Genomic DNA, 25,658 nt, shown 5'->3' with positions numbered 1-25,658 from the left:
CTTCACGTCGTCGGCCTGCGGCTCCGGAGCAGCGCCAGCACCGTCGTGACCAGCGCCCCTCCCGCCGCCCATGCGGCGAGGACCCACATCGGGCCCGTCATGCCGTTGCCCTTGAAGTACGCGATCGAGCGCGCCGAGAAGGTGCCCGCGCCCGGCGGCAGCGCCGGTCCGATGGCCCGCCAGAACGGCGGCAGCAGCGGATAGGCATACGCCCCGCCCGCGCTCGGATTGCCGAATACGACCACCAGCAGGATCGCCAGACCGACACCGATGATGCCCGCGAGGCCCTGGAAGGCCAGCGTGATCGCCCCGACCGCGAACACCAGCAGCGTGCCGAGCCCCCACAGGGCCATGATGCTGCCGGGCAGCGCGTCCAGGATCGGGCCCGCGATCACCGTACCCAGCAGTCCGGCGGCGATCGAGTACAGGAGCAGCACACCCAGCCTGATCAGGGCACGCGCCGTATTGGCGGGCCGGGCGCCATGGCTGATCGCGAGGATCGCGGCACACAGATAGCCGCCCACGCACCAGCCGATGACCAGGTAGAACGCGGAAAGCCCGCGCGCGTCGCCACTGGCATTGGGGACCACGTCCACGACGGTCACCGTCCGCCGCTGCGCTCTTTCCGTCGTGGCGATGACCTCGGTGAGAGCCTGCGCGAGCGAGGCGCCCGATGCGCCGGCGACCAGGAGTCTGTCGGCGGCGCCGCGCGGGTCGACGATCAGCGCCCCGTCGACGTCGCGGTTCTGGATCTGCCGCACCGCCGTCGCCTCGTCCCCGACGGCCCGCGGGTCGAGCGGATCGCCGGGCAGTGCGGAGAGCCGCTGTACGGCCTGGTCGGTGATCTGCGCCGAGGGCGTGACGACTGCGAGCGGGATCTCGTGCGGCTTCGGATGGTGGAAGGCGCCGATGTACGACGTGATGAAGGCGAGCTGGAGTGCCAGCACCCCGATGACCAGGACCGCCGCCCGCACACTCACCGCGTCCTTGAGCTCGTCGACGAAGCCGGTGCGCGGGCCGTCAGATGTCCGGTTCATGGGCCCCACGCTCCGTGTCGCCCGGTGTTTTCGCAGGTGGGACGGGGCTGAATGGCTGAGGTGGCGCACGCGTGCCACGTGTCGCACGAATGTTCGAAACTTGGTCTATGGTGGAAGCGGGGGAGGTGAGACGGACTGAGATCCAGGAGGTGCAGGTGCCCGGGTTCACGCATCTGCACACCGTTTCCGGGTTCTCCCTGCGGTACGGGGCCTCACACCCGGAGCGGCTTGCGGAGCGCGCCGCCGAGCGGGGTATGGACGCCCTCGCGCTGACCGACCGCGACACCGTCGCGGGCGCGGTCCGCTTCGCCAAGGCCTGCGCGAAAGAGGGCGTGGGAGTACGGCCGCTCTTCGGTGTCGATCTCGCGGTGGGGGAGCGGGCGCACAAGGAGGGGCCCTCCGAGCGGCGGCGCACTCCGGTCCGCGGCGGCGCGTTCGTCGACGAGTCCGCGCCCCGTACGGTCTATCTCGCCCGGTCCCGCGAGGGCTGGGCCGAACTGTGCCGGCTGGTGACCGCAGCCCACGCTGCCGGCGACGGCAGCCCGCTGCTGCCCTGGGCCGACAACCACGGCGAGGACCTGACCGTGCTGCTCGGACCCGCCTCCGAGATCGGCCGTGCGCTGACCGCGGGACGCCCCGACCGTGCGGCAAAGCTGCTCGTGCCCTGGCGGGAGTGCTACGGCGACAGCCTGCGCCTGGAGGTCGTGCACCACGGCCTTAAGGGCACCGGGCCCGGCTCGCTGCGCCAGGCCGCCCGCACGCTCGGCTTCGCCGCCGAACAGGGCGTACGGGCCGTGCTCACCAATGCCGTCCGATACGCCGACCGGGGACAGGGCCCGGTCGCCGACGTCCTCGACTCGGCCCGCCGCCTGGTCCCGATCGACCCGCACAAGGGCCTCGACAGCGGTGAGCGCTGGCTCAAGGAACCGGCCGCGATGGCCCGTACCGCCGAGCGTGTCGCCGAGGCCGCAGGCTTCCGCCGCGACACCGCGCACCGGCTGCTCGCCATGACGGAGGAGGCGGCGGCCGCGTGTCTGGTCGACCCCGAGGACGATCTGGGGCTCGGTTCCGTCCACTTCCCCGAGCCGCATCTGGTCGGCGCCGGGCGCCGTACCCCGCAGCGGGTGCTGGCCTCCCGGGCCGCCGCCGGAATGGTGCTGCGCGGCTACGACGGCCGTCGTGAGTACTGGGAGCGGATGCACCACGAGCTGGACATCATCGCGCACTGGGGCTACGCCTCGTACTTCCTGACGGTGTCTCAAGTCGTCGACGACGTAAAGAAGATGGGTATCCGGGTCGCGGCACGCGGCTCCGGCGCCGGGTCGCTCGTCAACCATCTCCTCGGCATCGCGCACGCCGACCCCGTCGAGCAGGGGCTGCTGATGGAGCGCTTCCTGTCCAAGCGGCGTTCCGTACTGCCCGACATCGACATCGATGTGGAGTCCGCCCGTCGGCTCGAGGTCTACCGCGCGATCATCGGCCGTTTCGGCGAGGAGCGGGTCGCGACCGTCGCCATGCCCGAGACCTACCGGGTGCGCCATGCGGTACGGGACGTGGGCGCCGCGCTCTCCATGGACCCGGCCGAGATCGACAAGATCGCCAAGTCCTTCCCGCACATCCGCGCCCGCGACGCCCGCGCGGCCATGGAGGAACTGCCCGAACTCCGTTCGCTGGCAGGGGAGAAGGACAGATACGGACGGCTGTGGGAGCTGGTCGAGGCGCTGGACGCGCTGCCGCGCGGGATTGCCATGCACCCGTGCGGGGTGCTGCTCTCGGACGCCGCCCTCCTCACCCGTACGCCGGTGATGCCCACCAGCGGCGAGGGCTTTCCCATGTCGCAGTTCGACAAGGAGGACGTGGAGGACCTCGGGCTGCTCAAGCTCGATGTCCTGGGGGTGCGGATGCAGTCGGCGATGGCGCACGCGGTCGCCGAACTGCGGCGCACGACGGGTCAGGTGCTCGACCTCGACGACCCGGAGCAGGTGCCGCCGGGTGACCCGGACACGTATCGGCTCATCCAGTCCACCGAGACCCTGGGCTGCTTCCAGATCGAGTCGCCGGGCCAGCGGGATCTGGTCGGCAGGCTGCAGCCGTCGGACTTCCACGATCTGGTCGTCGACATCTCGCTCTTCAGGCCGGGGCCGGTCGCCGCCGACATGGTGCGGCCGTTCATCGAGGCCCGGCACGGCCGGGCACCCGTCCGCTATCCGCACCCGGACCTGAAGGGGCCGCTGGAGGAGACGTACGGAGTGGTCGTCTTCCACGAGCAGATCATCGAGATGGTGAACATCATGACCGGCTGCGGTCGCGACGAGGCCGACCGGGTACGGCGCGGGCTGTCCCACCCCGAGTCGCAGGGAAAGATCAAGGTCTGGTTCGCCCAGCACGCGGAGGCGAAGGGGTACGCGCCCGAAGTGATCGCCCGCGCCTGGGAGATCATCGAGGCCTTCGGCTCGTACGGCTTCTGCAAGGCGCACGCGGTGGCCTTCGCCGTACCGACCTATCAGTCGGCCTGGCTCAAGGCGCACCATCCGGCGGCCTTCTACGCCGGGCTGCTCACACACGACCCCGGGATGTATCCGAAGCGGCTGCTGCTGGCGGACGCGAGGCGGCGCGGGGTTCCGGTGCTGCCGCTGGATGTGAACCGGTCGGCGGCCGCCCATCGAATCGAACTGGTGTCCGGTTCTCCTGATCGGTGGGGCCTGCGGCTCGCGCTCTCGGACGTCCATGGCATCAGCGAGGCCGAGGCGGCACGGATCGAGGACGGGCAGCCCTACTCCTCACTGCTGGACTTCTGGCAGCGGGCCCGTCCCGGCCGGCCGGTCGCCGAACGGCTCGCGCAGGTCGGCGCGTTGGACGCCTTCGGCGCGAACCGCCGCGATCTGCTGCTGCATCTCGCCGAACTCCACCGCGGACAGCGGGGTTCGGGCAGGTACGGCAGTCAGCTCCCCCTGGGCGACGGGCAGAAGACCGCCCCCGTCGGGCTCCCCGACCTGGGCGACGCGGAACGACTCAGCGCCGAGCTCGGCGTCCTCGGCATGGACGCCTCCCGCCATCTGATGGCGGATCACCATGCCTTCCTGAAGGAGCTGGGAGTGGTCTCGGCACACCGGCTGCGCTCGGCGGAGCACGGGCAGACGGTGCTGGTCGCGGGCGCGAAGGCGGCCACCCAGACCCCGCCGATCCGGTCCGGCAAGCGGGTCATCTTCACCACGCTCGACGACGGCACGGGCCTGGTAGACCTCGCCTTCTTCGACGACAGCCATGCAGCGTGCGCGCACACCGTCTTCCACTCCTGGCTGCTGCTGGTACGCGGAGTGGTGCAGCGGCGCGGACCGCGCAGCCTGAGCGTGGTCGGCGCGGCGGCCTGGAATCTCGCGGAACTGGTGGAGCTGCGGCGTACGGGCGGGCTCGACGCGGTCGCGGCACGGCTGGCGGAGCCCGTGCCCGCGGAGGATGCGGCTGAGGCGGACAGCGGCCGCCGTATCCAGCTCTCGACGGGCTATGAGATGAACCCCTGGGCGGACCTCCGGCCGCCGGGCGAAGGGACCCCCACCGGGCGGAAGTTGTGGCACCAGAGTCCGGGGAGCGCGGGATGATCCTCTACGTACGCTTCCGGCCCGCCCCGGCACTCGGAACCGGCGGGGTCGAGGCGGCCCTGCCGTCCCTGCTCGGCCTGGCCGAGGACATCAGCCCCCTCGTGCAGGCGCTCCCGCCCGACGCCGCGCTCATCGATGTGCGCGGCGCCGAACGGTACTTCGGCCAGGACGCGGTCCAACTCGCCTCGCTGCTGCGGGTGCGGGCGCTCGCACACTGCGGGGTGGACTGCGCGATCGGAGCGGGCCCCGGCCCGATGCTGGCCAGGATGGCGGCACGGGAGGCCGCGCCCGGGACGACCCTGATGGTCACGGACGCCGAGACGGCCGGGTTCCTGGCCGGCAAACCGGTCGCCGCGCTGGACGGCGTGGGGACGGCGACGGCCCGCACCCTGTGTGCGTACGGCCTCGACTCCGTCGGCAAGGTCGCCGTGGCGCCGCTCGCCGTGCTCCAGCGGATCGTCGGCGCGCGGGCCGGCCGCGAGCTGTGGGAGCGGGCGCGCGGTATCGACCGTACGACGGTCGTCCCGAACGCCGCCGCCCGCTCGGTCGCGGCAGAACGGGCCTTCTCGCGCGACGAGCTGGACCCCGTACGCCACCGCAGGGCGCTGCTCTCGATCGCCGAGGAGCTGGGGCTGAGGATGCGCGGCGAGGGCCAGGTGTGCCGCGCGCTGAGCCTGACCGTGCGGTACGCCGACCGGTCCACGACCACCCGGGCGCGCACCCTGCGCGAGCCGACCGCCCACTCCGCGGCGCTCACCGATGCCGCGTACCGGATCCATGAGTCGCTCGGCCTGCAGCGGGCCCGGGTCCGGAGCCTCACCCTGCGGGCCGAGGACCTGACACCCGTCGAACGGGCCGCGCGACAGCTGACGTTCGACCCCGCGGACGAACGGGCGCGGCGGATCGAGGCGGTGGCGGACCGGGCGCGGGCGAGGTTCGGGCCGCGGGCGGTCGTGCCGGGCTCACTCGCCGCGTGACGCACTCGCCGCGTGACGCTCCCGCTGCGTAACGCGTGTACAGAACGCGGCTTATTGACACGGATTCAGTTTTTACTCGCGCGTAACTTCCATTCTTGGGTTACCCGTGCGTAATTTGACATGAGCGAGCCGCAAATCCAGCCATCGCACCAGCCATCGCTACTCCCTTGAGCCGCAAGGAGATTGCCCGATGCTGCCCTGGAAACGTGCCCTCAGACCGGTCGCCGCCTTGCTTCTGGCCGTGTCTGTCGCCCTCACCCCCGCCGTCGCCGCCGCCGATTCAGCCACCGAATCGGCTCCCCACAGCGGCTGGAACAACTACTCCTGCAAGCCCTCCGCCACCCACCCCCGCCCCGTCGTCCTCGTCCACGGCACCCTCGGGAACTCCGTCGACAACTGGCTCGGCCTCGCTCCGTATCTGGTGCACCGCGGTTACTGCGTCTTCAGCCTGGACTACGGGCAGCTCCCCGGCGTGCCCTTCTTCCACGGCCTCGGCCCGATCGACAAGTCGGCCGAGCAGCTCGACACGTACGTCGACAACGTGCTCGCCGCGACCGGCGCGTCGAAAGCGGACCTCGTCGGCCACTCCCAGGGCGGCATGATGCCGCGCCACTACCTCAAGTTCCTGGGCGGGGCGGACAAGGTGAACGCGCTGATCGGCCTCGCGCCCGACAACCACGGGACGACGCTGAGCGGTCTGGCCAAGCTGCTGCCGTACTTCCCCGGCGCGGAGGACCTGCTCAACGCGGCCACCCCGGGGCTTGCCGACCAGATGGCCGGCTCCGCCTTCCTCACCAAGCTCAACGCGGGCGGCGACACCGTGCCCGGCGTGCGCTACACGGTCATCGCGACCCGGTACGACCAGGTGGTGACCCCGTACCGCTCGCAGTACCTGGACGGAGCGAACGTACACAATGTCCTGCTGCAGGACCTGTGTGCGGTCGACCTGTCGGAGCATGTGGCGATCGGGCTGCTCGACCGGATCGCGTTCCACGAGGTGGCGAACGCGCTCGACCCGGCGCATGCGTCGCGGACGAACTGCGCGTCCGTCTTCTCCTAAGAGCACGTAACTGCGGTCCGTCCCCTTCAAGGGGGCGGACCGCAGTCCTGTCCTGTCTCTATGCCTAGCGGGAGTGACGGCTTCGGCGGACGGAGCCGAACATCACGGCGGCACCGAGGGCGAGGGCGGCGGCACCGCCGACGGCGATGTACGGCGTGCTGCTCTCGCCGCCGGTCGCGGCGAGGTTCTCGGACCCGGCGGAGCCGTTGGCCTCGGGAGCGTTGTCGGCGGGAGCGGCCGGAGCCGTCGTGTTCTCCGGAGCCGTCGACTTCTCCGCGTGATCGCCCCCGTGACCGCCGTGGTCGACGGTGGACTTGTCGGCCTCGTCCGCGATCTCCTCGTCGGACGGAGCGGACGCGGTCGGCGCGGGCGCACCGCCGGTGTTGGCGTTGTCCTGCCCGAACACCACGTCGGAGCAGGTGTAGAAGGCCTCGGGAGAGTCCGAGCGCTGCCAGATGGAGTAGATCAGGTGCCGCCCGGACTTGTTGGGGACGACGCCGTCGAAGACGTACTCACCGTTGACGAGCTTGGGGTTGGTGACCTTCGCGAAGGGCTTGGTCTCCAGGTCCGACCACTTGAGGGGCTTGCCCGGGTCGTACCCGTCCTTCGTGAGGTACAGCTCGAAGGACCCCTTGTGCGGGGCGGTCGCCTTGTAGCGGAAGGTGTGATTGCCCGAGGCGAACGTCGAGGCGGGCCAGTCGGCGCGCGGCAGGTCGAGCCCCTTGTACTTGTCACGGCCCGCGCTGCACAGCTTGCCGTCCGGTATCAACTGCTGGTGATTGCCTGCGGCGTTGGCGATGTTGACTTCGTTCCAGTCGTAGAAGGCCTGCGTCCCGCTGGCGGCGACCGCGGCCTTGCACGCCACGGACTTCGGACTCTCGGGCCCCTCGGCGAAACAGGCGGACACCCGGCTGACCGGGTCGGTCATCGACCCGTGCGCGAAGGCCGGCCCCGCAGCCACCCCGGCAAGCGCGAGGGGCGCGAACCCGAGGGCGGCGAGGGAGATGGCCTTACGGCGAGCGGTCATGGTGACGTACTCCTTCAACAGCGGCATATGGGGGGACCCGCGGCGGGCCCGACCGGGCGGCGCGGCCCCCCGTAGGACATCTGCACCGACCGCTCGAACCGGCCCCGACGACGAGCAAGCTAGCCGCTCGGAAGGGGGAAATCGCCTGCTGGGAGGGGGTGATGGCGATACTTATGGTGCGTTTAAGGACGCGGTAAGGAGGGGCTCAGGAAGGGGGGTGTTGAGGGGCCCGCCGGCCCCCTGGTGAAGGCCGGCGGGTGTTGTCACGTCCAACCTGACGCCGTACAGCCCTGCAGGATCAGCGAGTTCGGCAGCCGTAGCTCGCAAGGCGATCGTTTGTGGCTGCTCTCAAGCAGTCAGTTTGTCGCGGTTCTGGAACTCTGCCCGCCCTGCCCCACATCTGGCGCTATGGTCGCTCCCTCTTCGCGCACCTTGGGAGCACCATGAACACTCGCTGCATCGCTCCGCTTCTCGTCGCAGCCGCCTGCCTGACACTCACCGCATGCCAGGACACGGCCACGTCCACCCCGACCGCCACGAAGACCGTCACGCAGGCCCCGGCGGCGGGCAGCGCCGATGACACCAAGGCCGATGCGCCGGCCGAGGAGATCATCGCTGTTCCGGACTTCGTCGGCATGGGGCTGCAGGAGGCTCAGGATGCCGCGCAGGCGGAGGGCTTCTTCATGCTTACGTCCCACGACAACACTGGGGCTGGGCGGATGCAGGTCTTCGACCGAAACTGGAAGGTCTGCGACCAGAACTACGCGGCAGGCAAGACCATCTCGGCCAGCACCGAACTCGACTTCGGCACTGTGAAGCTGAGCGAGACCTGTCCGTAGCGCCTTGGCTCAGATGCCCCGCCTCCGGGAGGCGGGGCATCGCGCTGTGGGGAGGCCAAGCTGTGGTGCTGTCGGTGATGAGGCCCAAGTTGGCCAGTGCGCGGTGGCGTGGGTGAGTGAGCACCACGCAGATTGGCCTCGTCTCACACAGTGAGCTGGTATCCGATTCGGTCAGTCTTCGACGTCTACTCCGTAGTTGCGTGCGAGCGCGTCGAGGCCGTGGTCGAAGCCCTGACCGACTGCGCGGAAGCGCCAGACCTGGCCACGGCGATAGATCTCCGCGAGCAGCATGGTGCGCTCCGTCGTAGCAGCGTCCAGAGCGGCCTGGGCGAGAGGCGCAGCACTGTTTCCAGGTCCTGTCGTGATCTGGATCGGGCCGATGTCGCCGAATGTCACCGTGCCGTCGATGGCGGCGGCGATCACGACTCTACGAACCGCCGACGGCAGTGCGGCGAGGTCGGTGGTGATGGTCTGCTCTGTCGGCCCGTCGGTGAGGAGTCGCAAGGTCCCATCGGGGCTTTCCGGTGCCGCGTAGAAGACGAAGTTCTCATCGCACGAGACCTGATCGTCATCGTCGACCATGAACGCGACGAGGTCGATCTCGCACGTGGTCTGCTGGCCCCAAGCGGCGGTGACGTTCCATCGGGATGCCCGAATCTCGCCCGGAAGATCGACGACGCCCCCTCTCGGAAGTACATGGGGAGCCTGCCGACGTTCGGCCGGTAGGAAGGACTCGGCGGTGGGTGCGTCGAGCCAGTTGGCGTCATAGGTGGGGATTTCGAGCGCGGTGATCCGCGGCATACGGCGATCGGTGTCACCGCCGAGAAGGAGCACTACGTCGGTGACACTGGCAGACAGATTGATCGCTGCGCCTCCGCCCAGTTCGACGACTCGGACGCGGGCCGCTGCCGCGTTCGGGTGCGTTCCGCCCAGCACGAGTACACGTCGCCCTGCCAGAGGTCCTCCCGCTCTCTTCCTCGCTGGTACCGGGCTTGGGGCGCGGCCATCGTCTTCTGGCCCGCGGGCGGTTGGAACGTGCGCCGTCTTTTCCGGCGGCGCCAGAGCGGCGGTCTGTGCCGGAGCCGGCTCAGTCGACGGAGTGCCGGCGGGCTGTTGGTCGTGCGGTGTTCCTGAACGTACGTTGCCCAGCAGTCGGAGGAAGGTGTGTTCATCGATGACGGGCACGCCTTCGGAAGAGGCGCGCCGTGCCTTGGCGGATCCGGATGCCTGGTCGTTTGTCACGAGGACGCTGGTGTGCCGACTGACGGAGGACATCACGTTCATCCCGGCTGCGACCGAGCGAGCAACCAACTCGGCTCGGGACGTGGCGGTGTCCCCAGTAATGGCGATCTTCATGCCCTGTGTCAGCGGGCCGCCGGGAGACAGCCGTCCCGGATTTCGGAAGGCGCACGGTGTTTTGGGTGGCTTCGGCATGAACTGTGAGTCCTGCCGCGGCGGACAGGTCACGAGAGGTAATGGCAGATCGAGTCGGGCTGCCTCCCGGAGGGATGCGCGCAGTACGCCGGCCAGCACGCGTGTGTCGTCCAGCGCATCGTGTGCGTGGAGCTGCGGGACACCGTAATGGGCAGCCAGTGTGCCAAGGCGCAGGTCGTCGGTCGGTGGATCCACTCTCCGGTTCAGCGCCAGGGTGCACAGCCGCTGGGAGACCGGCAGCCACATCCGCGCTCGGGCGAATTCGTGAGCGAGGAAGTCGTAGTCGAACTGCGCGTTGTGGGCGACCAGTACGCGGTCCTGAAGCATGGCCCCGACCTGTCCGGCGATCTGCTCGAAGGTCGGGGCGCCCTGCAGTCGCTCGGCGGTCAGCCCATGTACATGCACCGGCCCGGGGTCACAGCCGGGGTTCAACAGGGTTGAGAACTCACCGGTTTGCTCGCCGTCCGGGCCGATTGTCACGACCGCGAGGGACAGCACACGATGCTGGCGCGGCACGAGGCCCGAGGTCTCGACGTCTACCAGCGCCCAGTCGAATGCATAGTCACGCAAGTTGGGCACATGGCTGGGGATGTGAGCGAGACTCATAGCGGCAAGGATCGTGCGATATTCACCCCTCCTTCAACCCGCATGACCATTTGTCCGCATTCTCAATGCTGGTTGTGCCAGTGGACGTAAAGGCGGTCCGTCGGGATCACGAAGGTGGAGCGCTCGGCGGACCGAGCGATTCGGCTCACCGAAGCGCATCGAGGATGCGGGTGCGCAGGGTCTCGTTGCCGATGGTGTCTGCGTGGTGCCAGGCCGCGGCGGTGACTTCTTCGGTTTGAAGCTCGATGACGTCGGCCGAGGTGCGGAAGAGGAACCGGAAGTCGAAGTGCTGGTGGTCGGGCTCGCCTTTGGTGGGGTTGGCGGGGATGTGGTGGGCGTCGATGTGTAGGGGACGGTGTCCGGCCGGGATGACGACTGATGCGGGGATGCCGGTTTCCTCGGTCAGTTCGCGCTGTGCGGCGGCGAGGAGGCTGGTGTCGTCGGGTTCGAGGTGGCCGCCGGGCAGGAGCCAGCGGCTGAGAGCGCGGTGTTTGATGTGGAGTACCCGGCCGGTGGGGTCGGTGAGGATCGCTCCGGCGGTGACGTGGCCGCGGAACTCCTTGCGGCTGGTGATGTCGGCTGCAGCGTCGAGGAGTTCCGGGAGCACGGCGAGTTGCCATTTCTCGTCGGGGTGGGCGTCGAGGTAGGTGTCGAGCACTTCGCGGATGTGGTCGGGCGTGATGGGCACAGGTGTCTCCTACCGGTTGAAGTAGTCGAGCCAGGTCGCCGCGATGGCGGCGCGGTCGGTGGGGCTGGTCTCGTGCATGCCGGGGTCGAGGCCACCGCGGGCGAGTGCGGTGGAGGCGGCGAGTATCTCGGCCTGGACGAGGAAGATGAACGGGCCCACGCTGGCGCCGTGCAGGAAGTTGACGGCGTTGCCGCCGTTGAGCAGGTAGAAGTAGTGGCCAGTCGTCAAGTAGCGGGTGACGTGTTCACCGATGTGGGCGCGCTCGTACACGTCCGGCAGGCCTTCGAGTTCGAGTTCGTCCTCGCTGCTGGTCACGGTGGCGACGTATGCGCCGTTGCGCAGCCGGGGAAAGTCCTCGCCGCGGAGGGAGAGCGCCCCGGTCGCGCACAACACGAGCCCGGCGTCGGCCAGTCCGCCGTCGCGGTCGCGGGCCACGGTGAAGCCCTGGGAGAGTGCCTGGGTTCGGCGCACGGGATCGATGTCGTACACCGTGACCCGTACGCCCTTGGCGTGCAGCAGGCGGGCGATGCTGGAGCCGAGTTTGCCGAAGCCGATCACGAGCGCGGTTCGGCCGTGCAGGATGTCGCCCCGGCTGCGCATGAGTGCCTCGGTCGAGAACACGACCGACTGGCCGACGAGGAAGTCTTCGGGGTCCTTGAGCGGGGAGCGGGCGACCGAGACGACCGGGCAGGGCAGCTTGTCGAGGTCCGCGTAGCGGCGGTGGCCGTTCTCGGTGTCCTCGACCACACCGAGGATCTGGCCCGAGAAACGGTCACACAGCGCGCCGAGGGCCGGAGCGAAGTAGCCGCCCACATCGAGGAGAACCACCTGGCGGCCTGCGGCTCGCGCCTCGATGTACCGCACGGCACGATCGGGGTCGGCGAACAGCTCACGCGACAGCGTGTCACAGGCGTGCCCATCCGCCTCGACCTGACGCAGCGCCCCGGCGTGCACGGACTTCGGCTTGGGTAACACCGCACGCAACTCGGTCACACCCGCCACGCCCCGGACAAACGCCGGACGTTCCGGCAGCAGGTGCGTGATCAGGAACGACGCGGGGCGCTCGGGTGGGGCAAAGGCGGAGGCGATACGACCGAAGTAGGCGTCGAGTCGGGCACGTTCAACGGATTCCATGGCGGTGTCTCCATCGAAGCGACGGTCTTGCTGTGCGCCCTGAGGGCGTGACGCAGCGCATCAGGGTCGGTGAGGCTGTCGTCGTCAGGTAGCTCGCACCACCCGCCGAACCAGTCGCCGACGCGGTAAGGGCTGGGGGCGACGAGCCATGAGTCCGAAGTGAGGAGTCGTACCGGCAGGTCACCCCATGTGCCACAGCTGCCGGTGGGGACGGCGAAGTAGAGCCGCTGGCTCGGCCGGTCGTAGAGCACCGGACCGAGCCGGTCCTCGGTAGCTCGGAGCCGCGTCAGTGCCACGAATCCGGCCTCGGCCGGGACACGTACCGCGTCCCAGGCCTCACCGAGCGCAAGCAGGTGTAGGCCCGCGATGCTTTCGATGAGCGGCGCGTCACGCAGTGCTTTACGTACAGAGATCACGCGATGCCCCTCTGCCACACGATCGGCCGCGCCCCGTCGGCACGTTCATCACCGCGCCTTGGGCCGGTCGGCCGCACCACGATCAATCGCACCCATAGCTCGGCCAGTTGCCGCTCCCGCTCGGCGGCGATGCGCTTCGGCCCGAGGTGTCCACGCGCAGGAACTACCACCCCGTACGCATCTGGCAGACCAAGAGCGTCAATCAGCCCAACGAAGGCCGGCGAGCGCGCTTCGGCTCTTGCCTCGCGCTCGGTGAAGAGGCCGCTCAGCGTCAACTCGTGCTGTCGGCAGCACTCGGCGAGCGCGTCGGAGAGGGCTGTGTGTCGTGCAGTACTGCGCGTTGTATCGCGTAAGTAGCCGTAGACGTAGGGACCGTTGACCTCGCATCGTTCCGTGATGGGATCCATGACTTCGAGCCTCGCGGTAATTCAGCGGCCTCGAAATGACCAGCTGGTGCACTTCCGTTGCACTCCGGCCTACCGTCGTCACTCTGTGTGTTTCGATTGGTGACACAAGGAGGCAGCCCGTGGTCAGCGTGCAGCAGTGGACCGGCAGAGAAGCGAGAGCCCTGCGCTCAGCGCTGCGGATGAGTACGCGAGCGTTCGCCGACCACCTCGGAGTCGCTCTGCGCACGGTGGCCAAATGGGAGAGCCTTGGCGAGGCCACGCAGCCTCGCCCGGACACTCAGGCCATCCTCGACACCGCGCTGGCGCGTGCCACCTCAGCCGTACACGCCCGCTTCGAGACACTGCTCTCCGGATCGACTCGTCGCAGCCGCGTACGCGCGGACTACGAGACGTGGACCGAGGACATCGACCGCGCCATCGTCTGCCTGAGCCGTCAGGACTTCACATTCGCATCAAGCCTCTTGAATCGGTGGCTGGGCCCGAACGATCCGCGCGGCCTCGATGACAAGGGCCTGTACCTCTATGGCCGTTCGCTCGTGCTACTCGGCGACCTGCAACGCGATCAAGGAGCGATCCTCGGACCACTGTCCGCTCGACGGTCGTACAGCAACGCTCACAGCCTCTTCACCGAACTCGACATCCCGCGCCGCACAGCGCAGATCGAGCTGTCACTCGCTGTCGTCAACGAGATGTCCGGCGAGCTGGGAGCTTCCGCCCGCCAGTACGAGCAGCTCGCAGACGACGAGCGCCTGAGTCGCAGAGACCGGGCCCGCGCTCGATTATGGGTCGGTACGGCGCTCAGCAAAGAGGGCAACAACGAGTACGCCGCTCGCGTCATGACGGCCGCAACCCGGGAATTCGAGGAGCTCGGCGAACCCGAGGACTGGTCGGTGGCTCACCAAAAGCTGGCCCTTGCCCATCGCGGTGCCGGCGACCTCACACGTGCACTCCACGACATCGACATCGCACGGCAGAGTGGGACCGTCGACTCGCCCATGCAGCGCGTGCGACTGGACACAGCACATGGGCACATCCTTCTGTCCGACTCGGCCACCCGGAATGATGGGCTGTCCGTCCTCGACGACGCGGCGCAGGTGGCCACGCAGTACGGCCTGAGTCACCAACTGCGCAGCATCAAGGGCATCCGGCGGTCGTACGACGGCCCGCCGACAGCCCAGCGGAGATGAGTGGCCAGCAAACGATGAGCGAGGGAGCCCCCCGTGCCGGACCGTGGACAGCACGCGATCACCGACGAGCAGTGGCGCGACGCCCGCCTGATCTGGCAGTACCACCAGATGGGCCACCCTCTGCGCCCCTGTTCTGCGGCGGTCGGCCTAGGCAGCCATGATCTCGGGGTAGCAACGACTGCAGCCGAGCTGTTTCGTGCAGGCCTCTTCCCCGTGGTCGTATTCAGCGGCGGCAACAGCCCGACCACCGCGGGCCGCTTCCCGCGGGGCGAGGCGGTCCACTATCGCGAGCACGCACTCGACCTGGGCGTGCCCGACGACGCGATCCTCCTGGAGACCGAGGCACGTAACACCGGGCAGAACATCACGCTCTCGCGCGACGTACTGCGCGCGGCGGGGCTCCGGATCGACTCGCTGCTCTTGATCTCCAAGCCGTACATGGAGCGCCGCTCCTACGCCACTTGTCGCATGTTGTGGCCCGAAGTCGAGGTCGTGTGCGCTTCCGAACCCCTGGAGCTTGACGACTACATCAAGTCCATCGGCGACGAGAAGTTGGTTGTAGACATGCTGGTCGGCGACCTGCAGCGGGTGATCGAGTACCCAAAGCTCGGGTTCGCCGTCGGGCAGGAAGTACCGAGGGATGTATGTGACGCCTACGAGCGCCTCCTGGGCTACGGCTTCGACAGCCGACTCATCAAGTCCTGACACGCTCACATGCGCCGCGTGCGGCGTGCGCGATCCATCAGCCCAACCTGTTCCCGAGTCTGTCCACCTAGGCCAAGCCGTACGCGGCCGACCGGTGGGTCGTCCTGGACGATGTGCAGTTCGCACGATGGGATTACCAGCGCCGCGCCCGGCTCGCGAATCTCAGCAACCCGAGCGAGCGTCAGTGGCTGACGCTCGCGAGACATCTTCCGCATCGCGGTCCTCGCCGGAGTCAGGGGCCCGGGGTTCCAACAGCTTCCACCAGCCGGTCACGGCCGTGACGATACGCCGCCGGGCTCAAGGTGGGAGGTATTGAAAGAGTGCGCAACCTGCGGCCGCCGGAACGCGTCCTTCCGGGCGTGAGCGAACTCCTTATCCCCTCCAGCCCTGACGACGACGAAGAGGCCGTGCTGCGCGGACCGCTGTGGCGCCACGCCGTATGGGTGGCGGGCCTCGCCGTCCTCGGAGTGGGCCTGGGTTGGGCAAGCGCCCAGTTCCGTATCGGCCCCGAGGAGTACGGGCTGCCGCCCGCCGCTCCGGGGCTCCAATGGCCGTATCTGGTCGCCTGGACCGTGACCGGCCTGGCGGCAGCAGCCGTACTGCGGGCTGCCGCCGCCAGGGTGCCGGTCTATGCCCCGGGGCCGATCGCGGTCGTGCTCACCCTCCTGGGCACCGAGCTTTCGCTGGGCTGGCGGCCGGAGGCGCCGGCGCTGGGTGCGATGGCCGGGGCCGCACTGACAGCGGCGGCCATATGGTGCGCCCTCGCGCTGCGCCCCGGCTCTCGTCGCAACCACGGCGGGGGAGTTACGACTGGCGGGTGAGGGGGCGGACCTCGCTTTCCGGACACGTGTCCGGGCTTCGAGTCACGCTTCAGGCGGGCAGGGCGGCGAGCCAGTCGGTCAGGAGCCGGTTGACCTCGGTGGGCTGCTCCTGCTGGATCCAGTGGCCGCAGCCGTCGAGGATGTGGGAGGCGGTCAGGCCGGGCAGTGTGACGGGGTACGCCTTGATCGCGTCGGCCAGCCAGGTGGTCGAGGCGTCCTGGCTGCCGCCGATGAACAGGGACGGCTGGGTGATGGGGGCGCCGTCGAAGTCGGCGAGGTCTTCCCAGTCGCGGTCCATGTTCCGGTAGCGGTTGAGCGGCCCGGTCAAGCCGGTCCGCTCGAACTCCCCGGCGTAGACGTCGAGGTCGCTTTCGCTGAGCCAGGCGGGCAGCCGACCGGCGGGGAACCGGTCCCTCAGCGTCCCGCCCCGGCTGACGAAGTGCGGGCCGGGCGCGCCGGGTGCGGGCATGGTGTCGGCGGACAGGGCGGCGTAGAAGCCCGCGAGCCAGCCGCGCACGTCGGGCTCGATCTCGGCCTCGGCGCGACCGGGCTCCTGGAAGTAGGAGACGTAGAACTCCTCTTCGCCGCCCATCTGGTGGAAGAGCTCGCTGGGCCTCGGTCCGCCGCGCGGGGCGTAGGGAATGCTGAGCAGCCCCACCGCGCGGAAGACGTCCGGCCTGATCAGGGCGGAGTTGGCGGCGATGGCCGCCCCCCAGTCGTGGCCGACGATCACCGCGGACTGTTCGCCCAGGGCGTGCACGACCGCCGCGTTGTCGGCCACCAGATCGAGCATCCGGTACGCGTCCGTGCCACCGGGTTTGGAGGAACGGCCGTAGCCGCGGACGTCGATGGCGACCGCGCGGTACCCTGCCGCGGCCAGCACCGGCAGCTGGTGGCGCCAGGAGTACCAGGACTCGGGGAAGCCGTGCACGAGGAGCACCAGCGGCCCGGTGCCCTGCTCCACCAGGTGGATCCGGCCCGTGGGCGAGGGGACCAGCCGGTGAGTGACCTCCGTGGCCTGCCAAGTGGCCTGCTGCATTGACTGCTGCGTCGACTGCTGCGACATGAATCCTCCGGGACTCTCGATCCGCCGTGTGCCAAGATCCTGTTCCCGATCATGCGGGGTTCCGCGCGGTCGTCGCGAGTCTTGTTGCCGCTTCGGCAAACGCACCGGATCCGGTCAGCCCGCGCTCTTCTCCCGGGTCCTCGCCTCCCACTCGCGTCCGATCCCTCGAAGCAGCGCCGGATACACCCCCAGGTACCGGAAGGGCTTGATACCCAGCATGTATATGGCGCCGAACACCCCGTTCGGTTTCACCAGGACGGCCATCTGGCCGCGGTAGCCACCGGCCCCGTCCGGGACCCAGCCGATGTGCATCACGCCGTGCATGGTCCGGTTGGCCGTCTCCGCCGCCCACTCGTCGTGCGTCTGGTAGACGGAGGTGAACGGAACCGCGTTGAGGTCCGGCCCGCGGGGGCCCTCGCGGAGGTCCGCCGGCAGCCGGTCGCGCAGCGTCGGCACCCGGCCGCCGAGGCCGTCGGCGGGCTTGTCCCAGCCGAGCAGGGCCCCGAGCTTCCAGCGGAGTGCGAAGAGTATGCGCCCCACGGGAGAGGGGACGGGATCCCCCTTGCCGCTGGCGAATTGGTCAACGAGCCGCGCGAGGTCGTCGGGGCCGCCTGGTGTCGGCAGTGCCCACACGTCCTCGATGCGGAAGTCACCGGCGATCTCGTGGATCCGCCAGGGACGCGAGGTGTGGGCGGTTGTCGGGAGTCTCATGAGCAAGCCCCTATCTATACGATGCCGTATAGAAGAAGGCTAGCACTCATCTATACGGCACCGTATAGATGAGTGGAGACGTGAGCGGAGACACATCATGGGTACGCCCCGCACGCCTCGCGGCAAGTGGATCGAGGAGGGGCTGCGGGCGCTCGCCGCCGGCGGCCCGGAGGCCGTCCGGATCGAGTCGCTGGCGCAGGCGCTCGGCGTCAGCAAGGGCGGCTTCTACGGGTACTTCCGCAACCGGGGCGCGCTGCTCACCGAGATGCTCGACACGTGGGAGCGCGAGGTCACCGAGGCGGTGATCGAGCGGGTCGAGAGCGGCGGCGGAGACGCCAGGGCCAGGCTGGACCGGCTGTTCACGATCGTCGCCTCGTACGGCGACGGCCCGACGACGGGCGTGGCGGCCGACCTCGCGATCCGCGACTGGGCCCGGCGCGACGAGGCCGTCGCCGAGCGGCTGCGGCGCGCCGACAACCGGCGCATGGACTACCTGCGTTCGCTGTTCGGCGAGTTCTGTCCCGACGAGGACGACGTCGAGGTCCGCTGCATGCTCACCTTCTCGGTGCGGATCGGCAGCTATGTCATCGCCGCCGACCACGGCGGCCACAGCCGCGCGGAGATCATGGCCCTGACGAGGAACTGGCTCCTGCGGTAGCCGTCTTCGCGACGACGGCCTGCATCCAGCCCGATAGGCCGTGCAATTGCTTCGGAGCGATCAGAGGCCCCTGTCTACGTCTCCGACATGACCAGCCAGGACGACGCCGGGCCGCGGGGAACGGCAGAGCCAACGAAGCACTAAGGACAGCTCATTTGGACAGCGCGGCCTGACCCGCTCTCTGGTCCGGGGCGTCAGCTTTTCCCTCTGCGGCCGCGAGCGCCTTATTGCGGCGCACCGAGGACCAGAAGGACCAGGCGATCAGTACGACGCCGACGAGACCGGTGATGACCTCGTTGATCTCGTACTGGATGGTGACGAGCAGGATCACGGCCAGCGCGCCGATCGCGTAGTGCGCGCCGTGCTCCAGGTAGACGTAGTCGTCGAGGGTGCCCTGGCGGACCAGGTAGACCGTGAGCGACCGGACGTACATGGCGCCGATGCCGAGGCCGAGCGCGATGACCACCGGGTCGTTGCTGACCGCGAAGGCGCCGATGACGCCGTCGAAGGAGAACGACGCGTCGAGGACCTCGAGGTACAGGAACATGAAGAAGGCGGCCCTGCCGACGAGTTTGACGGCCGAGACCGGCTTGCCGGCCTTTTTGGCCTCCTCCTCGGCCTCGTGCTCGCGCTCCTCCTCTTCCTCGAGCTTGTTCTGGAAGTAGCCGGAGAGACCGCCGACGACCATGTACGTGATGAGGCCGGCGATACCCGCGGTGAGCACCGTCCCCGACTTGTCGACGTGCTCCCCGCCGTACTGGTGGGCGTGGACCGCGAAGGTCGCCGCGGTGACCAGCAGGACGATCAGCGCGATGCACGCCGAGAGCATGTCGACCTTGCCGAGCTTGGCAAGCGGACGCTCGAGCCAGCCGAGCCACTTGATGTCCCGGTCCTCGAAGATGAAGTCGAGGAAGATCATCAGCAGGAAGATGCCACCGAAGGCGGCGATCGCCGGGTGAGCGTCGGTGACCAGCTGCTCGTACATGTCGTGGTCGTTCAATGCGAGGTCGACGGCCTTGATGGGCCCGATCCTCGCGGTGACCGCGACGATCACCACGGGGAAGATCAGCCGCATGCCGAAGACGGCGATCAGGACACCAATGGTGAGGAAGATCTTCTGCCAGAACTCGCTCATCTTCTTCAGCACGCCGGCGTTGACCACCGCGTTGTCGAAGGACAGCGAGATCTCGAGAATCGAGAGGATGGCGACGAGCCCGAAGGCCGCCCATCCTCCGTAGAACACCGCAGCGACCAGGCCGAGCGCAGTGACTGCGAACGACCAGCCGAAGGTTTTCAGTACCACTGGCTACCCCATCGTTGTGTACGGTCCCCGTTCGCACGGGCTTCCCCGGAGCCGCACGCGGCCATGTCCCGGGGACTACCCGATGCCGGGACGACGTCAGGAATCGGCTTTCACCGCGAGAACCGGGCAAGGCGCGCTCAGGAGGATCCGCTGCGCCGCGGAGCCCATGATGAGTTTGCCGACCGGGCTGCGGTGCCTCAGCCCGATCACTATCAGGGAGGCTTCGGACGACGCCGCCAGGTCGAGGATCTCTTCGTCGGCGTCGCGTCCGCCGACCACCTGGCGTAGCTCGAAGTCGACACCCAGCTCGGTCAGGTCCCGTCGGACGTGGTCGAGGTCTTTCTGCTCCGCGAAGGCGCGGTCGGCATAGGCGTCGCCTCGCGTTGTGTTCACCACCAGCAGGGTCTCGCCCCTGGTGCGGGCCTCGTCGATTCCCGCCCGCAGGGCGGCCTCGCCTTCCGGCGTCGGTACATATCCGACCAGTACGGTCATGGCTGCCTCCTTCTCAGGCACGTCGCTCGAGGACCGGACGCACGATGTACCGCCGGACCAGCGGCCAGGCCAGCAACAGCACGATCACGGTGTAGATCACGTAGGAGACCGGCCCGCCCAGCAGACCGGACAGGTCGCCGCCCGACAGCTGGAGCGACCGCCGGCCCTGCAGTTCTGCGCGCGGGCCGAGGATGACGCCCACGATCAGCGGCAGCACCGGCAGCCCGAATCTCCGCATGGCGAAACCGAGCAGGCCCAGCAGCAGGAGGAGGAACAAGTCCAGGGGCTGTGCGTTGACCGCGTAGGCGCCCATCGATGCGAAGAACACGATTCCCGCATACAGGTAGGGGCGTGGGATGCGCAGCAGCCTGGCCCACGCAGGTGCAAGCGGAAGGTTCAGCAGGAGCAGCAACAGGTTGCCGATGAAAAGGCTGGCGATCAGCGCCCAGACAAGGGTCGACTCGCGCTCGAACAGCAGCGGGCCCGGCTGGATGCCGTACGACTGGAACGCCGCGAGCATCACCGCGGCGGTCGCGTTCGTCGGCAGCCCGATGGCGAGCATCGGCACCAGGGTGCCCGCCGCGGACGCGTTGTTGGCGGCTTCGGGGCCCGCCACACCCTCGATCGCCCCCTTGCCGAACTCCTCGGGGTGCTTGGTGAGTTTCTTCTCCGTGGCGTACGACAGAAACGTCGGGATCTCCGCGCCGCCGGCCGGCATGGCCCCGAACGGAAAACCGTACGCCGTGCCGCGCAACCACGGCTTCCATGACCGTTTCCAGTCCTGTCGGCCCATCCACGGCACGCCGACCGGGATGACCCCCGCGGGCTTGCGCCGCAGATGCGCGGCCACCCACAGGGCCTCGCCGACGGCGAAGATGCCGACCGCGACCACCACCACATCGATGCCGTCGGCGAGTTGGGGGATGCCGAAGGTGAGCCGCTGCTGTCCGGACACCGAGTCGATTCCTACGATGCCGATCACCAGTCCGATGAGCAGCGAGGCGAATCCGCGGACGCGGGACGCGCCGAGCACCGCGGTGACCGCGATGAAGGACAGCAGCATGATCGCGAAGTAGTCCGGTGCGCCGAGGCTGACAGCGAACTGCACCACCAGCGGCGCGACCAGAACCAACAGCAGGGTGCCGATCGTTCCGGCGACGAAGGATCCGATCGCCGCTGTGGCGAGCGCCTGCGCCGCCCGGCCGGCCTTGGCCATCTTGTTGCCCTCGATGGCGGTGACGACCGAGGACGATTCGCCGGGGGTGTTCAGCAGGATCGAGGTGGTCGACCCGCCGTACATGCCTCCGTAGAAGATGCCGGCGAACATGATGAATGCCCGCGTCGGCTCCATTCCGTAGGTCACGGGCAGCAGCAGAGCCACAGTCATGGCCGGGCCTATACCGGGGAGGACTCCGACTGCCGTGCCGATGGTGACGCCGATCAGCGCCAGCAGGAGGTTCATCGGGGTGACGACGTGCGCGAACCCCTCGAGCAGATGATTCAGGTTGTCCATCACAGGATTCCTTGCAGCACGCCGGCCGGGAGATTGACGCCGAGCCCGATCGCGAAGGCGTAGAAGGTGATCAGCGACAGCGCGACCGAGATCGCGAGGTTGCGCACGTAGTGCCGGTTGCCCAGGGCGAAGGCCGTTCCCCAGAAGAGGACGGACCCGCTGATCACCCAGCCGAGGGGTTCGATCAGCACCGCATTGACGGCGAAGGCGCCCATCATCAGCAGCACCGTGCGCCAGTCGACCGGGGTCGTCAGGTCGACGTCCTCGCCGGCCTCCGGTTCGCCGCGACCGCCTCGCGCGACGTCGATGACGTACACCAGCGCGACCACGAGAAGAAGGACGCCGAGGATCACCGGCAGCGTGCGCGGGCCGAGCGGATCGGTGCTGCTGGTCGAGTTGCCGGTCCGGACGGCGTCGACGATGACGAGCACCCCCACCAGGGCGAGGAACGCGCACACGCCGTACTGTGCGCGGTCCCCGCCCGGTGACGGGCGGTGACTCGTTTCGTCCCGCTCGTTGACGTGCAGGCTCATGCCAGGCCGAGTTCGGTGAGGATGGCGGCGACGGCCTTGTCCTGATCCGTCAGGTAGGTGGCGAACCCATCGCCGGCCATGAACGCGTCGGTCCAGCCGTGCTTGGTCAGCTCGGCCTTCCACTCCTTGGAGTCGTGCATCGCGGTCAGGGCGTCGATCCAGACCTTCTTGTCGGCGTCGGTGATACCGGGCGGGGCGACGATTCCGCGCCAGTTCGTGAAGACCAGGTCGATACCCGAGGACTTCAGCGTCGGGACGTCCTTGAGCGCCTCGACCGGCTTCTCGCTGGTCACCGCGAGCACCCGGACCTGGCCGGCCTCGATCTGGTCGAGGAACTCACCGAAACCGCTGGCGCCGAAGGCGATCTTGTTGCCGAGGATGGCCGGGAGCAGCTCACCGCCGCCGTCGTAACCGATGTAGTTGACCTTCTTCGGGTCGATACCGACCGTCTTGGCGAGCTGCATCGGCAGAAGATGGTCCGGTCCGCCGGGCGACGAGCCGCCGCCGACAGCGACGCCCTTGGGGTTCTTCTTCCACGCGGTGACGAGATCGTCGATCGTCTTGTAGGGCGAGTCCTTGGGCACGACGATCGCGCCCGCCTCCTCCATCAGCTTGGCGAGGGGTGTGGTCTGCGCGAGCGTCGCCTTCGACTTCGCGGCGTACGACGCGCCGACGACTCCCAGCCCCATCTGCATGGCCAGCTTGCCGTTGCCCTTTTCGTTCACGGTGCGCTGCAGACCGACCGTGCCGCCTGCGCCCGGAAGGTTGAAGACCTGGATACCGGACGCGATCTTGGTGTCCTCCATCACCTTGGCCGCGGTGCGCGCCGTGGTGTCGTACCCGCCGCCCGGGGTGTTGGGGACCATGATCCGCAGGCCGGTGACGGGCTCGTCGCTCTTGCCCGTCGCCTGCTTCTGCCCAGTGGCGCCGCAGGCACTGACAGTGAGAATCGACACGGCGGTCAGGGCACCGACGAGGGCGGCTCTTCTTGCTCTCATGGCTGGTCTCTTTCGCTTCGGGCACTCGGACGCCATGATTGTGCGACTCGGCAGACACCCCGTCTGCGTTGTGTCAGCATTGAAGGTTGAGTTCATTGTGGTCGTGAAGTTTCGCCGCCATACACTCGCCGGCGAGCTGCTGGTACTGCAGCTCGCCATCATCGTGGCGGTGCTGGTGGCGGTCGCCGCGATCTCACTGGCTCAGTCCGAAGCGACCTTCGAACGGGTGGAAGGACGCCGGGTCACGGCGTTGGCCGAACAGATGGCCGGGAACCCCTTGGCGCGCAGCCAGCTCGACCGGCCCGCACCGGGAGAGGTGCTCGCCCCCCTGGTGCAGACCACGCTGACCCAGTCCGGCGTTACGTCCGTGACCGTCGCCGACGGCACCGGCAAGATCGTCAGCTCCACGAATCCCACGACGGTCGGTGACCGGATGTCACTCGGTCCTGGTGTCGCCGAGGCCCGCGGCTGGTCCGGCAAAGTGGCGCTGGACGGCTCCAGCCACATGGTGGCCCAGGTTCCGGTGATCGGTGCGGCTCAGCACAACCTCGGCCGCCACCTGGGGACGGTGATGGTCAGCGAGGCGTCGCCGACGGCCTGGCAGCGGCTGAGCAACGCGTCGTCGTATCTGCTCGCCTACCTCGGCATCGCGAGTGGGATCGGCCTGATCGGATCGTGGCTGCTGGCCCGGCGTACCAAGCGCCAGACCCTCGGCCTTGAGCCCCGCGAGATCGCCGGGCTGGCCGAGCACCGCGAGGCGATGCTGTACGGGATCGCGGAAGGCGTGATCGCCCTCGACCCGCAGTTGCGGCTCACCTTGGTGAACGCGGTCGGCAGGAGGTTGCTCGACCTGCCCGAGAACTGTGTGGGGATGAGCCTGGCCGACCTCGGGATCGAGGGCCGACTGCACGACGTGCTGGCCGGATCCCCCGGTGACACAGCCGGGCGACGCGACGAGGTCGTCATACGCCGGGGCCGGGTGCTGGTGATGAACCGGATGACGGTCACCAAGGACGGCCGCCGGCTCGGCTCGGTCACGACCCTGCGGGACCGTACCGAACTGGCCCAGCTGGAACGCGAGATCGGATCGTTCCGCAGTTCCGCCGAGCTGCTGCGCGCGCAGGGCCATGAGTTCGCCAATCAGCTGCACACGATTTCCGGACTGATCCAGATAGGCAAGCACGACGATGTGGTGCGATACGTCCGCGCGCTGAGCAGGCACCGCCAGTCGCTGGACATGACCGTGAACAGACGGATCCGCGACATGCCCGTCGGCGCTCTGCTGATGGCGAAGTCGTCACTTGCGGCGGAACGCAAGGTCGCGCTGCGTGTCTCGGAGCGTACGTCGCTCGACCGGCTGGCGCCGGAGGATTCGGCGGACGTGGCGACGGTACTCGGCAACCTCGTCGACAACGCGGTCGATGCGGCCGGGGCCGGCGACGACGACGGCCACGAGGCCTGGGTGGAGGTCGAACTGCGGCAGGACGCGTCCAGCGTCGAGATCGTGGTGCGCGACTCCGGCCCTGGAGTAGCGCCCGAACTCGCCCACGAGGTGTTCTCACACGGGTTCACCACGAAAGCCGCCCAAGAGGGGGAGCGGGGCATCGGACTGGCGCTCACCCGGCTCGTCTGCAAGCGCCGCGGCGGCGAGGTCGCGGTGGCCAACACGCCCGACGGTGCCATGTTCACCGCTCGGATGTCCGTCGGCAGCCCGGCCGACGCGGTACCGGAAGGAGCCTCCTCATGATCGACGTGCTGGTTGTCGACGACGACTTCATGGTGGCGAAAGTCCACCGGGCCTTCGTCGACCGCGTCGAGCCGTTCCGGGTCGTCGGCACGGCGAACACCGGCGAGCAGGCGGTCACAGCCGTCGGCGAGCTGCGCCCCGACCTGGTCCTGCTCGATCTGTATCTTCCTGACATGTTCGGACTGGATGTCATTCCACGTCTCCGGACCGCCGGCCATGACTGTGACGTCATGGTGATCACTGCCGCGCGCGAGGCAGCCGCAGTCCACCGTTCCGTCCGCCAGGGCGTGGTCAACTACCTGTTGAAGCCGTTCGAGTTCGAAGACCTGCGCCCCCGCCTCGAACGATACGCCGCCCAGCGCAGCAGCCTGCTCGCCTCAGTCGTCAGGGACCAGACAGACGTGGACCGGGTGCTGGCCGGCACCGCCCTGCCCACATCGAGCCCTGTGCTGCCCAAGGGCATGAGCGTAGAGACCGCGGGACTCGTCGAGCGGACGCTGCGCGGTATCGACGGATCGCTGTCCGCCGCCGAGTGCGCGGCCCGGGCCGGCATTTCCCGCGTCAGCGCCCGCCGTTACCTCGAACACTTCCAGTGCACGGGCCACGCTGAGGTGTCCCTGCGGTACGGAGCCGCGGGCAGACCTGAGCGCCGCTACAGCTGGCGCAGCTGAAGGCGCCCCGCGTGGGCGGGCCGTACGAC

General features: G+C 68.7%; 25 protein-coding genes. 11 read left to right on the top strand and 14 right to left on the bottom strand.

Going from position 1 to position 25,658, the window contains the following annotated elements; genetic code table 11:
* Window positions 1–2 precede the first annotated feature (2 nt).
* The gene (locus OG741_RS09005) at window positions 3–1,037 is read right to left on the bottom strand and encodes a DUF3533 domain-containing protein (RefSeq protein ID WP_405596284.1); all 1,035 of its coding nucleotides are present in this window, start codon (window positions 1,035–1,037) and stop codon (window positions 3–5) included.
* A gap of 107 nt (window positions 1,038–1,144) precedes the next feature.
* On the opposite strand from OG741_RS09005, the gene OG741_RS09000 reads away from it, so the two are divergent.
* From OG741_RS09000 to OG741_RS08990, 3 genes are all read left to right on the top strand, one after another.
* A complete protein-coding gene (locus OG741_RS09000; RefSeq protein ID WP_405596283.1) occupies window positions 1,145–4,636 on the top strand; it encodes a DNA polymerase III subunit alpha in 3,492 nt (1,163 codons plus the stop codon).
* The gene (locus tag OG741_RS08995; protein WP_405596282.1) at window positions 4,633–5,613 is read left to right on the top strand and encodes a DNA polymerase thumb domain-containing protein; all 981 of its coding nucleotides are present in this window, start codon (window positions 4,633–4,635) and stop codon (window positions 5,611–5,613) included. The genes OG741_RS09000 and OG741_RS08995 overlap by 4 nt, the downstream gene beginning before the upstream one ends.
* A 190-nt stretch (window positions 5,614–5,803) precedes the next feature.
* A complete protein-coding gene (locus OG741_RS08990) occupies window positions 5,804–6,673 on the top strand; it encodes a triacylglycerol lipase (protein ID WP_266478045.1) in 870 nt (289 codons plus the stop codon).
* A gap of 64 nt (window positions 6,674–6,737) precedes the next feature.
* Here the strand turns inward: OG741_RS08990 and OG741_RS08985 are convergent, their stop codons facing one another.
* Window positions 6,738–7,700: a lytic polysaccharide monooxygenase gene (locus tag OG741_RS08985; RefSeq protein ID WP_405596281.1), complete on the bottom strand. Its 963-nt coding sequence runs from the start codon at window positions 7,698–7,700 to the stop codon at window positions 6,738–6,740.
* A gap of 443 nt (window positions 7,701–8,143) precedes the next feature.
* Here OG741_RS08985 and OG741_RS08980 point away from each other — a divergent pair, with 443 nt between their 5' ends.
* On the top strand, window positions 8,144–8,539 hold the full coding sequence (locus OG741_RS08980) for a PASTA domain-containing protein (RefSeq protein ID WP_405596280.1): 396 nt from the start codon (window positions 8,144–8,146) through the stop codon (window positions 8,537–8,539).
* Window positions 8,540–8,710: 171 nt separating this feature from the next.
* Here the strand turns inward: OG741_RS08980 and OG741_RS08975 are convergent, their stop codons facing one another.
* From OG741_RS08975 to OG741_RS08955, 5 genes are all read right to left on the bottom strand, one after another.
* Window positions 8,711–10,579 (bottom strand): TerD family protein, encoded by a 1,869-nt coding sequence (locus tag OG741_RS08975; protein ID WP_405596279.1) that lies wholly within the window; start codon window positions 10,577–10,579, stop codon window positions 8,711–8,713.
* 145 nt (window positions 10,580–10,724) lie between these two features.
* On the bottom strand, window positions 10,725–11,267 hold the full coding sequence (locus OG741_RS08970; protein ID WP_405596278.1) for an NUDIX hydrolase: 543 nt from the start codon (window positions 11,265–11,267) through the stop codon (window positions 10,725–10,727).
* A 9-nt stretch (window positions 11,268–11,276) separates the two neighbouring features.
* Entirely contained in the window at window positions 11,277–12,401 is a 1,125-nt protein-coding gene (locus OG741_RS08965) for an adenosylhomocysteinase (protein ID WP_405596277.1), read from the bottom strand.
* Window positions 12,311–12,817, bottom strand: a complete 507-nt coding sequence (locus tag OG741_RS08960) for a hypothetical protein (protein WP_405596276.1) — start codon at window positions 12,815–12,817, stop codon at window positions 12,311–12,313. The genes OG741_RS08965 and OG741_RS08960 overlap by 91 nt, the downstream gene beginning before the upstream one ends.
* Window positions 12,814–13,224 carry a hypothetical protein gene (locus tag OG741_RS08955; RefSeq protein ID WP_405596275.1) on the bottom strand — a complete coding sequence of 137 codons (411 nt, stop codon included), beginning with the start codon at window positions 13,222–13,224 and terminating at the stop codon, window positions 12,814–12,816. Before OG741_RS08955 ends, OG741_RS08960 begins: the two co-directional genes overlap by 4 nt.
* Window positions 13,225–13,343: 119 nt before the next feature.
* Between OG741_RS08955 and OG741_RS08950 the strand changes: the two genes are divergently transcribed.
* The 4 genes from OG741_RS08950 (at window position 13,344) to OG741_RS08935 (ending at window position 15,937) form a co-directional block, all read left to right on the top strand.
* Complete coding sequence (locus tag OG741_RS08950; RefSeq protein WP_405596274.1) at window positions 13,344–14,411, top strand: helix-turn-helix domain-containing protein; 1,068 nt, start codon at window positions 13,344–13,346, stop codon at window positions 14,409–14,411.
* A 33-nt stretch (window positions 14,412–14,444) separates the two neighbouring features.
* On the top strand, window positions 14,445–15,116 hold the full coding sequence (locus OG741_RS08945; RefSeq protein ID WP_405596273.1) for a YdcF family protein: 672 nt from the start codon (window positions 14,445–14,447) through the stop codon (window positions 15,114–15,116).
* Window positions 15,117–15,229: 113 nt separating this feature from the next.
* Window positions 15,230–15,397, top strand: coding sequence for a hypothetical protein (locus OG741_RS08940; RefSeq protein ID WP_405596272.1), 168 nt, complete (start codon window positions 15,230–15,232; stop codon window positions 15,395–15,397).
* A gap of 78 nt (window positions 15,398–15,475) precedes the next feature.
* Entirely contained in the window at window positions 15,476–15,937 is a 462-nt protein-coding gene (locus tag OG741_RS08935) for a hypothetical protein (RefSeq protein ID WP_405596271.1), read from the top strand.
* 49 nt (window positions 15,938–15,986) lie between these two features.
* Here the strand turns inward: OG741_RS08935 and OG741_RS08930 are convergent, their stop codons facing one another.
* Together OG741_RS08930 and OG741_RS08925 are read right to left on the bottom strand one after the other, a co-directional pair.
* On the bottom strand, window positions 15,987–16,976 hold the full coding sequence (locus OG741_RS08930; RefSeq protein ID WP_405605464.1) for an alpha/beta fold hydrolase: 990 nt from the start codon (window positions 16,974–16,976) through the stop codon (window positions 15,987–15,989).
* Window positions 16,977–17,117: 141 nt separating this feature from the next.
* Window positions 17,118–17,714 carry a DUF2867 domain-containing protein gene (locus tag OG741_RS08925; protein WP_405596270.1) on the bottom strand — a complete coding sequence of 199 codons (597 nt, stop codon included), beginning with the start codon at window positions 17,712–17,714 and terminating at the stop codon, window positions 17,118–17,120.
* A gap of 97 nt (window positions 17,715–17,811) precedes the next feature.
* On the opposite strand from OG741_RS08925, the gene OG741_RS08920 reads away from it, so the two are divergent.
* Window positions 17,812–18,372 carry a TetR/AcrR family transcriptional regulator gene (locus tag OG741_RS08920; RefSeq protein ID WP_405596269.1) on the top strand — a complete coding sequence of 187 codons (561 nt, stop codon included), beginning with the start codon at window positions 17,812–17,814 and terminating at the stop codon, window positions 18,370–18,372.
* Between the two features lie 151 nt (window positions 18,373–18,523).
* Here the strand turns inward: OG741_RS08920 and OG741_RS08915 are convergent, their stop codons facing one another.
* From OG741_RS08915 to OG741_RS08895, 5 genes are all read right to left on the bottom strand, one after another.
* A complete protein-coding gene (locus OG741_RS08915; protein ID WP_405596268.1) occupies window positions 18,524–19,675 on the bottom strand; it encodes a DUF475 domain-containing protein in 1,152 nt (383 codons plus the stop codon).
* A 96-nt stretch (window positions 19,676–19,771) separates the two neighbouring features.
* Window positions 19,772–20,167 carry a universal stress protein gene (locus OG741_RS08910; RefSeq protein WP_405596267.1) on the bottom strand — a complete coding sequence of 132 codons (396 nt, stop codon included), beginning with the start codon at window positions 20,165–20,167 and terminating at the stop codon, window positions 19,772–19,774.
* Between the two features lie 13 nt (window positions 20,168–20,180).
* On the bottom strand, window positions 20,181–21,680 hold the full coding sequence (locus tag OG741_RS08905) for a tripartite tricarboxylate transporter permease (RefSeq protein ID WP_405596266.1): 1,500 nt from the start codon (window positions 21,678–21,680) through the stop codon (window positions 20,181–20,183).
* Window positions 21,680–22,213, bottom strand: coding sequence for a tripartite tricarboxylate transporter TctB family protein (locus OG741_RS08900; protein WP_405596265.1), 534 nt, complete (start codon window positions 22,211–22,213; stop codon window positions 21,680–21,682). The genes OG741_RS08905 and OG741_RS08900 overlap by 1 nt, the downstream gene beginning before the upstream one ends.
* Entirely contained in the window at window positions 22,210–23,211 is a 1,002-nt protein-coding gene (locus OG741_RS08895) for a Bug family tripartite tricarboxylate transporter substrate binding protein (RefSeq protein WP_405596264.1), read from the bottom strand. Before OG741_RS08895 ends, OG741_RS08900 begins: the two co-directional genes overlap by 4 nt.
* Before the next feature lie 97 nt (window positions 23,212–23,308).
* On the opposite strand from OG741_RS08895, the gene OG741_RS08890 reads away from it, so the two are divergent.
* Together OG741_RS08890 and OG741_RS08885 are read left to right on the top strand one after the other, a co-directional pair.
* The gene (locus OG741_RS08890) at window positions 23,309–24,958 is read left to right on the top strand and encodes an ATP-binding protein (RefSeq protein ID WP_405596263.1); all 1,650 of its coding nucleotides are present in this window, start codon (window positions 23,309–23,311) and stop codon (window positions 24,956–24,958) included.
* Window positions 24,955–25,629 carry a response regulator gene (locus OG741_RS08885; RefSeq protein ID WP_405596262.1) on the top strand — a complete coding sequence of 225 codons (675 nt, stop codon included), beginning with the start codon at window positions 24,955–24,957 and terminating at the stop codon, window positions 25,627–25,629. The genes OG741_RS08890 and OG741_RS08885 overlap by 4 nt, the downstream gene beginning before the upstream one ends.
* Window positions 25,630–25,658: the final 29 nt, after the last annotated feature.

Source organism: Streptomyces sp. NBC_01410, from assembly GCF_045040195.1.
In the GTDB taxonomy this organism is placed as follows: domain Bacteria; phylum Actinomycetota; class Actinomycetes; order Streptomycetales; family Streptomycetaceae; genus Streptomyces.
Note: the sequence above shows the minus strand (reverse complement) of the source record. Positions and strands in the feature narration are given on the sequence as shown.